Origin of the sequence: Bacillus gaemokensis (assembly GCF_001590835.1) — a bacterium.
Taxonomy (GTDB): domain Bacteria; phylum Bacillota; class Bacilli; order Bacillales; family Bacillaceae_G; genus Bacillus_A; species Bacillus_A gaemokensis.
The window spans coordinates 915,267-928,883 of record NZ_LTAQ01000001.1; the positions used below are offsets into that span (position 1 = coordinate 915,267).

Annotated in this window: 14 protein-coding genes, 1 pseudogene and 1 other annotated feature; of the genes and pseudogenes, 5 read left to right on the top strand and 10 right to left on the bottom strand. The window is 37.8% G+C overall.

What is annotated here, in order from left to right; all coding sequences use genetic code 11:
* Positions 1-21 precede the first annotated feature (21 nt).
* Positions 22-1,212: a methionine gamma-lyase gene (gene megL, locus AZF08_RS04815; RefSeq protein ID WP_033674200.1), complete on the bottom strand. Its 1,191-nt coding sequence runs from the start codon at positions 1,210-1,212 to the stop codon at positions 22-24.
* A gap of 351 nt (positions 1,213-1,563) precedes the next feature.
* Here megL and rpsD point away from each other — a divergent pair, with 351 nt between their 5' ends.
* Positions 1,564-2,166, top strand: a complete 603-nt coding sequence (rpsD, locus tag AZF08_RS04820; RefSeq protein ID WP_033674202.1) for a 30S ribosomal protein S4 — start codon at positions 1,564-1,566, stop codon at positions 2,164-2,166.
* A 118-nt stretch (positions 2,167-2,284) separates the two neighbouring features.
* On the opposite strand, the gene AZF08_RS04825 is transcribed toward rpsD, so the two are convergent.
* The 7 genes and pseudogenes from AZF08_RS04825 to acsA form a co-directional block, all read right to left on the bottom strand.
* The gene (locus AZF08_RS04825) at positions 2,285-2,413 is read right to left on the bottom strand and encodes a hypothetical protein (RefSeq protein WP_033674203.1); all 129 of its coding nucleotides are present in this window, start codon (positions 2,411-2,413) and stop codon (positions 2,285-2,287) included.
* Positions 2,414-2,547: 134 nt separating this feature from the next.
* A complete protein-coding gene (tyrS, locus tag AZF08_RS04830; protein WP_033674204.1) occupies positions 2,548-3,804 on the bottom strand; it encodes a tyrosine--tRNA ligase in 1,257 nt (418 codons plus the stop codon).
* A gap of 63 nt (positions 3,805-3,867) precedes the next feature.
* Positions 3,868-4,096: a binding site (T-box leader), on the bottom strand.
* Between the two features lie 78 nt (positions 4,097-4,174).
* Entirely contained in the window at positions 4,175-4,420 is a 246-nt protein-coding gene (locus AZF08_RS04835; protein ID WP_033674205.1) for a hypothetical protein, read from the bottom strand.
* Positions 4,401-4,944 (bottom strand): annotated as a pseudogene (locus AZF08_RS04840) (RNA polymerase sigma factor). Before AZF08_RS04840 ends, AZF08_RS04835 begins: the two are co-directional and overlap by 20 nt.
* Positions 4,925-5,323: a hypothetical protein gene (locus tag AZF08_RS04845; protein WP_063177240.1), complete on the bottom strand. Its 399-nt coding sequence runs from the start codon at positions 5,321-5,323 to the stop codon at positions 4,925-4,927. Before AZF08_RS04845 ends, AZF08_RS04840 begins: the two are co-directional and overlap by 20 nt.
* A 49-nt stretch (positions 5,324-5,372) precedes the next feature.
* Positions 5,373-5,936, bottom strand: coding sequence for a maltose acetyltransferase domain-containing protein (locus AZF08_RS04850; protein ID WP_082246045.1), 564 nt, complete (start codon positions 5,934-5,936; stop codon positions 5,373-5,375).
* Between the two features lie 94 nt (positions 5,937-6,030).
* On the bottom strand, positions 6,031-7,749 hold the full coding sequence (gene acsA / locus AZF08_RS04855; protein ID WP_033674216.1) for an acetate--CoA ligase: 1,719 nt from the start codon (positions 7,747-7,749) through the stop codon (positions 6,031-6,033).
* A 177-nt stretch (positions 7,750-7,926) separates the two neighbouring features.
* Here acsA and AZF08_RS04860 point away from each other — a divergent pair, with 177 nt between their 5' ends.
* The 4 genes from AZF08_RS04860 to AZF08_RS04875 are packed head-to-tail and all read left to right on the top strand — an operon-like array spanning position 7,927 to position 11,288.
* Positions 7,927-8,559, top strand: coding sequence for a GNAT family N-acetyltransferase (locus tag AZF08_RS04860; RefSeq protein WP_033674219.1), 633 nt, complete (start codon positions 7,927-7,929; stop codon positions 8,557-8,559).
* A gap of 17 nt (positions 8,560-8,576) precedes the next feature.
* Positions 8,577-9,221 carry an acetoin utilization AcuB family protein gene (locus tag AZF08_RS04865; RefSeq protein WP_033674221.1) on the top strand — a complete coding sequence of 215 codons (645 nt, stop codon included), beginning with the start codon at positions 8,577-8,579 and terminating at the stop codon, positions 9,219-9,221.
* The gene (locus AZF08_RS04870; RefSeq protein WP_082246046.1) at positions 9,218-10,384 is read left to right on the top strand and encodes an acetoin utilization protein AcuC; all 1,167 of its coding nucleotides are present in this window, start codon (positions 9,218-9,220) and stop codon (positions 10,382-10,384) included. The genes AZF08_RS04865 and AZF08_RS04870 overlap by 4 nt, the downstream gene beginning before the upstream one ends.
* A 46-nt stretch (positions 10,385-10,430) precedes the next feature.
* Positions 10,431-11,288, top strand: coding sequence for an alpha/beta fold hydrolase (locus AZF08_RS04875; RefSeq protein ID WP_033674225.1), 858 nt, complete (start codon positions 10,431-10,433; stop codon positions 11,286-11,288).
* A 29-nt stretch (positions 11,289-11,317) separates the two neighbouring features.
* On the opposite strand, the gene AZF08_RS04880 is transcribed toward AZF08_RS04875, so the two are convergent.
* Both AZF08_RS04880 and AZF08_RS04885 read right to left on the bottom strand, forming a co-directional pair.
* A complete protein-coding gene (locus AZF08_RS04880; protein WP_033674227.1) occupies positions 11,318-12,403 on the bottom strand; it encodes a hypothetical protein in 1,086 nt (361 codons plus the stop codon).
* A gap of 523 nt (positions 12,404-12,926) precedes the next feature.
* Positions 12,927-13,616: a response regulator transcription factor gene (locus AZF08_RS04885; RefSeq protein WP_033674228.1), complete on the bottom strand. Its 690-nt coding sequence runs from the start codon at positions 13,614-13,616 to the stop codon at positions 12,927-12,929.
* Position 13,617 lies beyond the last annotated feature (1 nt).

Consider the following 13,617-nt stretch of genomic DNA (forward strand, 5'->3'; position numbering starts at 1 on the left):
AGCCATTGATGGCTCGTTTTTTCAATCCCCATTCACATGAGAAAATGTATTTTTTCTTTCCTGCAGCGCACTTGTTAGATCAGAGACTATATCTTCCCACGATTCTAAGCCGACGGATAAGCGTATTAAATTATCGTAAATCCCCATTTCATGGCGAATCTCCGCTGGAATAGCAGCATGCGTCATCGTTGCAGGATGTTGCACTAACGTTTCAGTGTCACCAAGACTTACCGCGATTGTAATAAATTGCAATGCATTCATAAACGCCTGTGCTTCCTCTTTTCCTCCCTTTATAGAGAATGAAATTACACCGCCCCCACGCTTCATTTGGCGAGACGCTATTTCTCCTTCTGGATACCAAACTTCTTCAACACTTTCGTGATTCTTCAAAAAGGCTACTACTTTCTCTGCATTCTCACAGTGCCGATCCATTCTTACAGCTAATGTCTTTAAGCCTCTTAACAACAACCAGGCATCAAAAGGGGCCATAATCCCGCCAATATCTTTTCGCATCGGACGAATTTTTTCAGCTAATTCCTTCGTTTTACAAACTGTAATTCCTGCAACAACATCACCATGACCGCCAATATATTTTGTAGCGCTATGAAGAACAGCATCACAACCGATTGCAAGAGGCGTTTGTAAGTAAGGTGAACAAAATGTATTATCGACAACGACGAGCAGGTCATTTTGTTTCGCTACTTTAATAACTTTCTCTAAATCGATAAGCTTCATTGTTGGATTAATTGGTGTTTCCACAAAAATCAATTTTGTATTCGAACGAATTTCCCCATGAATCTCTTCCTCTGTTTCCATCTCGCACAATGAATGAGTGATCATAAATTTCTCTTCTAACACTTCTAAAAAACCATACGTACATCCGTACAATCCATTTGAACAAATAATATGATCTCCAGCACGTAAACATGCAAGAAGCGTCGCAGAAATAGACGCCATTCCTGAACCAAAAGCTAGCGCTGCTTCGCCTCCTTCTAAAGCTGCCATACGTTCTTCAAATACTTCCACAGTTGGATTTCCAAGTCTTGAATACATGTAGGATGGATCTTGCCCAGCAAAACTTGCTTCTCCTTGCTGGGCTGTTTCAAATGTATAACTTGACGTTTGAAATAGTGGCGGCGTTAAACTTCCCCTATGCACTTTCGAATCATATCCATGATGAATCAACAATGTCTCAATATGTTTCGTTTTCATGCCAACATCCCCCCTATATCTCTATTTTATGTAAACGTTTTCTTTGTGTTGCAATTCTTTTTTTATATTATTTTGAATTCCTCCTTTTCATTTCCAAATTTTACATACATAAAACAAAACACGAACTCACTTGACGAAATCTCATCCAAAAGATATAATAGCGTTTGTGTAAAATAAAAAGGCAGCCTTGTAATGTGAGTTTATTGTTTGTATTTTGTTCCTCTATCTTGAGGTGTATCTCGTAACTCCCTGCTGCTGGAGCGAAGGTACATGAAAACAAAATGCGCATAAATGTCGATTACGTCTGTTTTTATTTTACGAAAATAAAAACACTTAAAGGAGGAGTCAACTATGGCTCGTTATACAGGTCCAGCTTGGAAACTGTCTCGTCGTCTTGGAATCTCTCTAAGCGGCACAGGTAAAGAATTAGAAAAACGCCCTTACGCACCAGGTCCTCACGGTCCTAACCAACGTAAGAAACTTTCAGAATACGGTTTACAATTACAAGAGAAACAAAAACTTCGTCACATGTACGGCATGACTGAGCGTCAATTCCGTCGCACATTTGACCAAGCAGGTAAAATGTCAGGTAAACACGGTGAAAACTTCATGATCCTTCTTGAAGCTCGTCTTGATAACCTAGTTTACCGCATGGGCTTAGCTCGCACTCGTCGTGCAGCTCGCCAATTAGTAAACCACGGTCACATCATGGTAGATGGCGCTCGCGTAGACATCCCATCTTACCGCGTAAAACCTGGCCAAACTATCAGCGTTCGCGAAAAATCTAACAACCTTGTTGTTGTTAAAGAAGCGATCGAAGTTAACAACTTCGTACCAGAATACTTAACTTTCGATGCTGATAAATTAGAAGCTACTTTCAACCGCTTACCAGAGCGCGCTGAGTTAGCTGCTGAAATCAACGAAGCGTTAATCGTAGAGTTCTACTCTCGTTAATGACGAAAAACCGATCCATTGGATCGGTTTTTTTCGTGCTTATTTAAAAAGGATGATAATGAAAGCGACAGCTATCTTTATCATCCTTTTCTAACCTTCTCTTATATATAAAATAAAATTATTTATCTTCTTGTTTTTGAACATACACATAAGCATCCTTTGGATTTTTATGTACAGTACTTTGTTCATTCTCCGCAAGCTGACTAGCATTTAGCAAAGAAAAAATAATGAGCGCCTCTAGTGACATTTCTTTTTACCACTCCTTTCTTTTCTATCTTTATACATATATCATACTCTTCACTTGTGATTTCCGTATGAACATGAAGTGAAGCGCTTAAATAAGCAAAGAAAAAAGCGTAAGATCACTTACGCTTTTTTCTATTAGTAACGAATTAAGAAATATTTTTTCTTACCGCGGCGGATAATTGTAAATTTACCTTCGATGCGGTCATTTTCTGTTACAACATAATCTAATGCTTGTGTACGCTCACCATTTACGTAAATTGCACCATTTGTTACATCTTCACGTGCTTGACGTTTTGATGGTGAAATTTTGCTTTCAACAAGTAAGTCAATTAATACTGTATCTTCTGCTGCACGTTCAACAGATGGTACATCTTTAAAACCTTGCTCAATTTCATTTGCAGTTAATTCTGCTACAGAACCACTAAATAATGCTGCAGAAATTTTGATTGCTTGCTCTAATGCATCTTTACCGTGAACAAGCTCAGTCATTTCAGATGCTAATGCTTTTTGCGCTGCACGTTTTTCTGGTGCTTCTGCTACTTGTTTTTCAAGCTCAAGAATTTCTTCATGAGATAAGAAAGTAAAGTATTTCAAGTATTTCACAACGTCGCGATCATCTGTGTTAATCCAAAACTGGTAGAACTCGTAAGGAGTTGTTTTTTCTGGATCTAACCAAATTGCGCCGCCTTCCGTTTTACCAAACTTCGTACCATCAGATTTTGTAACAAGTGGAATTGTTAAACCAAATGCTTTCGCATCTTCTTCTGATTTACGAATTAATTCAAGACCAGCTGTAATGTTACCCCATTGGTCACTACCACCAATTTGCAGGCGGCACCCTTGTTGTTGGTATAAGTTTAAGAAGTCGTATGATTGTAAAATCATGTAACTAAATTCAGTAAATGAAATACCTGTCTCTAAACGAGATGCAACTGTATCTTTCGCTAACATGTAGTTTAAACCGAAGTTTTTACCGATGTCACGTAAGAATGTAATTACATCTAAGTTTCCTAGCCAGTCATAGTTATTTGCCATTGTTGCTGGATTTTCTACATTTTCAAACTCCAAGAAGTTAGAAAGCTGATTTTTAATGCTTTCTGTGTAGTAAGCAACTGTATCTTTCGTATTTAATGTACGCTCTGCCTTTTTACCACTTGGGTCTCCGATCATTCCTGTACCACCACCAACAAGTGCGATTGGTTGGTGACCAGCTAATTGGAAACGACGTAACATTAATACCGGTAGCATATGACCAATATGTAAGCTGTCCGCTGTTGGGTCAAAACCACAGTATAATTTTACACTTTCTTTTTCTAATAATTCTTGTAAGCCTTCAGCATCTGTTTGCTGATTAATTAGTCCGCGAAATTCAAGATCTTGTAAAATACCCATGTCCTACACTCCTTTAAATTAATCAAACGTGAAATTTGAAAACATAAAAAAATCGCCCCTTAAATAAGGGACGATTTTGATCATCGCGTTACCACCCTAGTTGCAGGCAAAAAAAGCCTACCACCTCATTCACATAACGGCTCAGCACCGTCTTTTCCCTTTTGAATACGATTCAATCGAAAAAAGATGCTCTAGGGGCGTAATTCGCGATCATCTATGTGCTGATTTCCACCGACCATCAGCTCTCTAAAACAGGGAAATGATCACTACTTCTCCCTTTCCACGCTCAATTATTTATATACTTTTCTTTATACCATCATTTATATAGGCATGTCAAATAGAGGTGGAAAGTTCTAGACAATCAATTTCCTTACAAACTCGCAATGAGTATCGTAACCAAAGAAAGAATCGGAACACCAGCTAATAACGATACATGAAACACAATCGATAAATCATTCCCAATCGTTGCTTCCACAGGATCTTTTGCTGGAGAAGCGAGAAAGCGTAAGAAACGATCTCCCATATTAACTTTTTTCGAAAAATCAGGAACCTCGACATGATCGCTATCTAACTGCTGCTTCAATTTATACTCTTTGTCAAAGGGATTTTCGTTCAATTTCATCCACCTCCAGCAATTGTTTCAATTTCTTAATGCCATTATGCAGCCTCGATTTCACCGTTCCTACAGGAATATCAAGTACCTCTGCGATTTCTTTTTGCGACATATCGTGATAATAAGAAAGAATAAGGACAGCTCTCTGGTCTTCTGGAACTTTCAAAACCGCCTCTCTAACTGTAAGGCGGTCTTCTTGTGAAAATTCCCTCTCTTGAATCGGTACAAGGAACGGCAAAAGAGAGCGCCATTTTTTTCTTCGATTCAATTTATTAATCATGAGGCGATAACCAATTTGAAACAAATACGTTTTAATCTTTCCTTTTTCAATCGCATACATATTTCTTACGTTCTAACGTCAAAAACGTATCTTGAACGAGATCTATGCTCAGTTGCTCATCACGGTTAAAACGATATAAAAATTTATATAGTGCCGGTTTGATTAAGACATATAGTTTTTCTCCAGCTTGCTTATCTCCATTTTGATAAGCAAGCATGAGTTCTTCCTCACTCCCAATCTGCGCCAGATTTTTTGATCTCCTTTATTCCTTTTAGCGTTAATGAAATACGAGAAATTAAATATAAACTTGCGCAAAGTGTCCATGTTGGTGATTGAATTACAAAAAACTGAACATATGGGCTTTGAATCGTCAATTCACTTGCAATTAAAATACTTAATAGTTGCCCACATATATATGCATAAAGCGCCAGACAAACGGAAATGGTATCAAATACATTCCAACGAAAATATACTTTCGTTTTTGTAAAATCAATCTCGTTCCCTTTTTTTCTTACAACGTATTTTCTATCAAAAGGTATTAAAATCCCAAGAATAACAATCATCATTACAACTACTACAATACCTGAAATAATAAACCCCATTTGCATATAAAGTGCCTCCCTCATCTATTGTGTCATAAATATATACAGACGAGGGAGGCACTTGGTTCAAAAATCAATCTATTTTTTTAATTATTTTCGCAGGATTCCCGCCAACTACAACATTATTTGGTACATCTTTCGTTACAACTGCACCAGAAGCAATCACCGCATTATCTCCAATTGTAATTCCTGGATTAATAATCGCTCTTCCGCCAATCCATACATTATTCCCGATTTTTACTGGCTTACCAAATTCAATTCCGCTTATGCGCTCGATCGGATTAAGTGGATGCGTTGCCGTATAAATGTGAACACCTGGAGCTAACATGCAGTTCTCCCCAATCGTTACTGGACATACATCTAAAATGACGCAATCAAAATTCGCGTAAAAGTTTTCTCCAACATGAATGTTATAACCGTAATCACATTTAAACGCAGATTCAATGTGAATGTTGTTACCTGTTGATCCAAATAATTCTTTTACGATCAAACTCCGCTCTTCATATTTTGTTTCCGGTATTTCATTTAATTTTCTTGTTAATATGCGAGCCTGCTCCCTGCCTTCTACTAGCACCGGATCAGCAGGTACATACATTTCTCCTTGTATCATCTTTTCTTTTTCTGTTTTCACAAACATCTTCCCCTTCAAACACGTATATATAAGTTATTCATTCCTTATGATAGCACAAAAAGAAAGGCCTGAACGAAGCATACGTTCAGACCTTTCTTTTTTAATCTTCCATCGTTGATAAATCTCCTGTTGGCAAGTTTAACTCCCATGCTTTTAACACACGTCGCATAATTTTACCACTTCTCGTTTTCGGTAATTTATCTCGGAATTCAATTTGTCTTGGCGCTGCGTGAGCTGCAAGTCCTTTTTTCACAAATTGACGAATTTCTTCTTTTAATTCATCAGATGCTTCGTACCCTGCACGTAGTGCGATAAATGCTTTAATAATTTCACCGCGCACTGGGTCTGGAATACCGATTACACCAGCTTCCGCTACAGCTGCGTGTTCAATTAATTTACTTTCTACTTCAAATGGGCCAACGCGCTCACCTGATGTCATAATTACATCATCAATACGTCCTTGGAACCAGAAGTATCCATCTTCATCCATATAAGCAGAGTCACCTGACACATACCAATCTCCTGGCATAAAGTAAGACTCATATTTTTGCGGATTGTTCCAAACTGCGCGCATCATCGATGGCCATCCCTTTGCAATCGCTAAGTTCCCCATTGTATATGGCGGTACTTCATTTCCTTCATTATCAACAATTGCAGCCTTCACGCCTGGAATTGGTTTCCCCATTGATCCCGGGCGAATTTCCATACAAGGGTAGTTACAGATAACTTGTCCACCTGTTTCTGTCATCCACCATGTATCATGAATACGAAGGCCAAATGCGCTCATTCCCCAGCGAATAACTTCTGGGTTTAACGGTTCACCGACACTTAACACGTGACGTAGCGCTGATAAGTCGTATTTCTTAATCGCCCCTTCTCCTGCTCCCATTAACATACGGAACGCTGTTGGTGCACTATACCAAACCGTTACACCGTAATCTTGTAACGCTTCATACCATGCTTCTGGACTAAAACGACCTCCTAAAACGACATTTGAGCCGCCTACTAACCATGGTGCGAAAATACCGTAAGCAGTTCCTGTCACCCAGCCCGGGTCAGCTGTGCACCAATATACATCGTCTTCTTTTAAATCTAGCACCCATTTTGCAGTTTGATAGTGCTGTACCATTGCATTTTGTGCGTGAAGAACACCTTTTGGTTTCCCTGTAGAACCGGACGTATAATGAAGAATCAATCCATCCTCACGGTCTAACCATTCAATATTCAGCTCTTTTGAAGCTTGTTCAAATAATGGATTAAACGCAACAAGCTTCCCGCCGTCTTCTACATTTTCTCCAACAAGAAAGACTGTTTTTAATGCTGGTAAATCGTTGAGTGGTATACGCTCTAACAATTCAGGTGTTGTAATTAACACCTTTGCCTCGCTATCTTCTAAGCGATCGCGCACTGCTCCTTCCATAAATGCTTCAAATAACGGACCAACAATCGCTCCTAATTTGACCGCACCAAGAAGTGCAAAATATAATTCTGGTGAACGCGGCATGAAAATAAAAACGCGGTCTCCTTTTTCCACATCGCCATAATTTTTCAAGACATTTCCCGCTTTGTTAGAGAACTCTTTCATTTCTTTAAATGTATATTTCTCTTTACGCGATCCATCTTGATAATAAAGTGCTACTTTATTTTTTCGATCAGATTTCGCATGTTTATCAATTGCCTCATATGCCATATTTACTCGGCCTGTTTCAGACCAAGAAAAATTTTTATTAACCTCTTCCCAGTTAAAATTTGCATATGTTTCTTCATAATCGGGCAAATTATTTTCTCCTTTAATGACAGGAAGCGTTTCCACTTTCATACTTTACATCCCCCTCCTATGTATTCTATTATCTATTATAATGATATTATTTAAAATTTTCAGTATATTTGTTGGTTTTTAGACAAATTTTTAATGACAAAATTCGATTCACATCGCATATATTATAAAGTACCATATATACTAGATTCACAAACCCTCAAGGTGGTGAGCCAAAAATTGATTCATAAAAAAATATATAATGCAAGAAACTTAAGAACGCCCAAAGGAACCTTAATCATTGAAGGTCCTGTGTCTACACATAATCTCGAAATGTATGAATTCCATCAAGATTTAGTTGCGTTTCGCCCTGCCGATCAGCAATATAAAGCAATTGTCGAAATTTCTAAATTACCAGAAGCTCGTCTCATTATTGCAAGACATGAACAAATGATTGTCGGATATGTTACATACTTATATCCTGATCCATTAGAACGTTGGTCAGAAGGAAATATGGAAAATTTAATTGAACTCGGGGCAATTGAAGTCATTCCAGCATTTCGGGGATGCTCTGTTGGAAGAAATCTATTAGAAGTTTCTATGATGGATGACCATATGGAAGATTATATTATATTAACGACCGAATATTATTGGCACTGGGATTTAAAACAAACCGGTTTAAATGTTTGGGAATATCGAAAAGTAATGGAAAAAATGATGAATGCTGGCGGTTTAGAATGGATGGCAACAGACGATCCAGAAATTTGTTCGCACCCTGCCAACTGTTTAATGGTTCGCATCGGTAAACGCGTGGATCCAAATTCCATCCAAGCATTTGACCGCTTACGCTTTCAAAACCGTTTTATGTATTAAGAAGGGAGGCATATAAAATGATTGTAGAAGAAATTATGAATCATGATGTAATAGTATTGCACCCAGATGATACGATAGAGACCGCAATACGAACCATACGGACAAAGGGTATTCGGCACATTCCAATTGTTAATCATGACAACAACGTAGTCGGCATTATTTCCGACCGCGACGTACGTGATGCAAGTCCATCCATTCTTGATGAACAGGTTTCACTAGATATGCTGAAGCAACCCATTCAATTAATTATGAAACAACCGGTGATGACATGCCATCCTCTTGATTTTGTTGAAGAAATTGCGACGTTATTTTTTGAGAATAAAATCGGCTGCCTTCCTGTTACAAAGGGCGGGAAGCTCGTTGGAATCATTTCAGAATCCACAGTGCTTCACACACTCGTGAAATTAACAGGCGCTCATCAGCCAAGTTCACAAATTGAAATTCAAGTAAAAAATGAACCTGGTATTCTCGGAAAAGTAGTTGCTATTTTTAGTGAGCTACAAATCAATATCGTGAGCGTTCTCGTCTATCCAGCAAAAGACGAGAATGATAAAGTACTCGTTTTTCGCATTCAAACGATGAACCCTCTAAGAGTAATTGAAGTATTAGAGAAAAAAGGCTACCGCGTTTTATGGCCAAATATAATGGGGATGCAGGCATGAAGAGCGCCTTCATTTATTCAGATGATTTTCGGGGCTATTCCTTTAGCCCTGAGCATCCTTTTAATCAACTTCGCGTCACACTTACCTATGATTTATTAGTAAAGAGTGGTTTCATTCATCCTTCTCAAGTCATTCCGCCGCGAATGGCAACAGATGAGGAAATTGCTTTTATTCATACAGAAGAATACATAAATGCGGTAAAACGTGCTGGAGAAGGAAAATTAGAACAATCTATCGCCATGTCATACGGGCTTGGAACAGAGGATACACCGATGTTTCAAAATATGCATGAAGCGAGCGCATTACTCGTTGGCGGAACATTAACAGCGGTAGATACGGTACTATCCGGTAAAGCAAAGCACGCGTTAAACTTAGGTGGTGGCTTGCATCATGGGTTCCGTGGCAAAGCATCCGGTTTTTGCATCTATAACGATAGTTCTATCGCTATTAAATATATGCAGAAAAAATATGGGCTACGTGTTTTATATATTGATACAGATGCTCATCACGGTGATGGTGTTCAATGGTCTTTTTATGATGACCCTAACGTCTGCACCATTTCACTACATGAAACAGGACGTTATTTATTTCCAGGAACTGGTGCTGTAAACGAGCGTGGGCAAGGCGTTGGATACAGTTATTCTTTTAACGTTCCACTCGATGCCTTTACAGAAGACGAATCTTTTTTACAATCTTATCGCACTGTTGTAAAAGAAGTTGCTGCTTACTTTAAACCGGATATTATTTTAACGCAAAACGGCGCCGATGCACATTATTATGATCCTCTTACCCATCTTTGTGCAACGATGCAAATTTATCGTGAAATTCCAAAGCTTGCTCATGAAATCGCTAATGAATATTGCGACGGACGTTGGATTGCTGTTGGTGGTGGTGGCTACGACATATGGCGCGTCGTTCCAAGAGCATGGGCACTCATTTGGCTAGAAATGAACAACATCCAAAACATCTCAGGTTATCTCCCTCCAGAATGGATTGAAGCTTGGAAAGGACAAGCACCTACCCGACTTCCCCTCACATGGGAAGATCCAAACAACATGTATAATCCTATACCTCGAAAACCAGAAATTGAAGAGAAAAATGCATTAACAGTGGCAAAATCTCTTGAAATTATTCGGAATAATACAAAAAAAGCTTTATATTAAGAATAGGAGTGCTTCTCCTATTCTTTTTTATGAAAGGGGATATTTTATGTGGAAAGGACAGCTCTTGTATACAAAACGAGGTACCTTTGAAATTTTCACAAAAGGAAACGGCGAACCACTTTGCGTTACACATCATTATTCACAGTTTAACGAAACTGGTGATTATTTTGCTGAAAGTTTTACCGCTACTCATTGTGTCTTTCTAATCAATTTACGAGATGCTGGTCATTCTGTAAAAGCTAAAGCAGAAAATGAATTAACTATGAGGAAAACAATTGAAGATTTAGAGGCTATCAAAGAATCTCTGCATTTTTCATCGTGGCATTTCGCTGGTCACTCTACAGGTGGGATGCTTGGGCTCTTGTATGCCATTACCTATCCAAATTCTTTGCAATCCTTAGTCGTTGTCGGCGCTGCTGCAAGTAACTATACAGAAACACCCGATTGTATTTATCATCCGAAGCATCCACGATTTCAATATATGCAAGACATCATCGAAAACTTAAAACTCCCTCATCTTACATCAGAAGAGCGAAGTACATTATCAGCTGAACGAACAACATTATCTTTATATAAACCAGGACACTATAAAACATACTTCTCGAAACCGATTTATAAAACAATGGCTGTAAGTCGGATGAACGCTTTCGCTAAAGAATACCCAAAATTCGATTTAAGAGACCAACTGTCATCTATTACAGCAAAAACACTAATTGTTTGCGGAAAACATGATGTTCAATGCCCGATGCAATATTCTATCGAGATACACGAGAGTATACCAGATTCTACTTTTATTCTATTTGATTACAGCAATCATTATCCTTTCTTAGAAGAAAGCGATTGTTTTTCCTCTATCATGAAAACTTTTTATAAACCATTACAACATAAAAGCAGCAGGTGCTAACTTACCTGCTGCTTGTTTAAAACCCTTCTTCAATTCGCTACAAACGTAACCTGATTTGCAGTTGCCCAGCCATTCATCGGTACGACTGTATATTTCACACCCTGCTTTAGCGTTGCACCATTTTGCAAATCAAAGATTCCTACAGCTCCTTTTCGAGAAGTAAAACGATATTGCGCTTCTACTCGATTTCCATCTTCACCTTGTAATTCTACTTTTCGTCCAGCAAAAAGCTCCATATTCGGGTCTTTTCCTAGCATAATTTGAATCGACTTATTATCTATCGCTTCAGCGCTTTGAATCGCAAGTGGCTCAATAGTTCCCGCAGTAAAGGTTGGGTTTTTGAGCGTCGCCCAATCAGATGTTATTGTATACGTCGTACCTGGTTGTAATGTTTGGCCAGCAAGTAGACGGAACTTTGGTGCTTGTCTGCCATCTGCCGCTTGTGTAAACGGAACATATCCTACTACAATTCGTTCCCCGGAACTTGATGTGATCGTTACTTTCCTGTCTCGTAGCGAAGAAATAATTTGATATTGTTTTCCTTCTTTATCTTTGTTTTCTTCATCCAATTGAAACGCTTGATCTCCTCTTCCTGCTTTATATGCCTCAATAATATTCGCGTAATCTGTCACACCGTCTTCTAAAAAGGATTCAATTTCAAACGTATCATTTGTTACTTGTTTCGCTTGGCGAACATTAATTTTTTCAGTACTCGCCTCAAATTTTTCTTTCTTTCCACCTTTATAACTTACCTTATATTTTGTACCTGGTTTTTGAATTGTAACAGGTACAATATATGTACTTGTCGCACCTGTTTTTAATCGTGGGACATTCACAATTTCTAAGCCATTATCAAATACAAAGTTTTTCTTAATCGCCTCTAAATTTTCTAATTTCACCTCTTCTTCTGATAAAGGTTTAGAAAATGTTAATTGTAATGTCATCGCGTTTAGTGGTTGTAATTTTGTAATCTGCGCTTCTTTTTGCTTTTTTTCTTTTTTCGCTTCTTGCTTTGTTTCCTGTTTTGATTGCGCTTTTGCTTCCTCCTGCACACACCCTGTTACCATTACTGTAAATCCAATCATGGCTGGTACTAAAAATTTTATTTTTCTCATCCTCATCAAACCCCCAAATGATTATTTTTATTTCATATTCAACTATCTAATACTCATCTAACAGATAGCAGTTTCCTCACATCACCTTATCTGTTCACTTTCTGCCCTTAATACTTATAGTAGATGGCAAGTATAAAGTGCCCATAAATAAATTCTTAAAAAAAGATAAAATAAAGGTAATATATTTTTTATGTCGTGCGTCTTACTTATTTAAGAAATGGCTTTGTTACATTACTCTGTTAATGTTTGATAAAACTGAATGAAAAACTGTCTTCTTCAAGTAACTGGTGCATTAGTATAAAAGGCCATAGAAAAAGACTGACATAATGAGTCAATCTTTTTTTTGATGTGAAAATCAAAATTGAAATGTAACAGAGAGACTTCAAACAGCATTCCTTTTTTAACGTTCTATACATATACACAACGTATTGTGGTTGAAAACATAAATTTTTTAAAAATTTAGTATTGATAACTTTAACAGAGCCTAAAAAATAAAAAACCTGCCAATATTTTGACAAGTTTACTATACGTTAAAACGATATCCAGCCCCCCACACCGTCTCAATATATTGTGGATGGGCAGGATCTCTTTCAATTTTTTCACGTAACTTCCGAACATGAACAACAACTGTAGCTAAATCTCCAGCTGAATCTAATCCCCAAATACGTTCAAATAATTGCTCCTTATTTAACACTTGATTCGGGTTCATCATAAAAAATGTTAGTAGATCAAATTCTTTTGTTGTAAAAGCAACTTCTTCGTTGTTTATGAATACTTTTCTAGCTCGCTGATCAATAGAAATCCCATGGATATATAATGTATCTCGCTGCTTGGTCATATTTCCAGATAACCGCTCATAACGAGCGATATGAGCTTTTACTCTTGCAACTAATTCACTTGGACTGAACGGCTTTGTAATATAATCGTCCGCTCCTAGCCCAAGTCCACGAATTTTATCGATGTCTTCTTTTTTGGCTGAGACAAGTAAAATAGGAATATCTTTCACAGCACGTATTTGTTTACAAATTTCAAAACCATTCATTTTTGGGAGCATAATATCTAAAATAATCAAATCATATTGCTCCTGTAGTGCGCAGCGCAATCCTATTTCACCTGAATGCTGCACATCCACTTGAAAATCATGAATCTCCAAATAATCTCGTTGCAATTCCGCAATACTTACTTCGTCTTCGATTAGTAAAACTCGCTTCAAT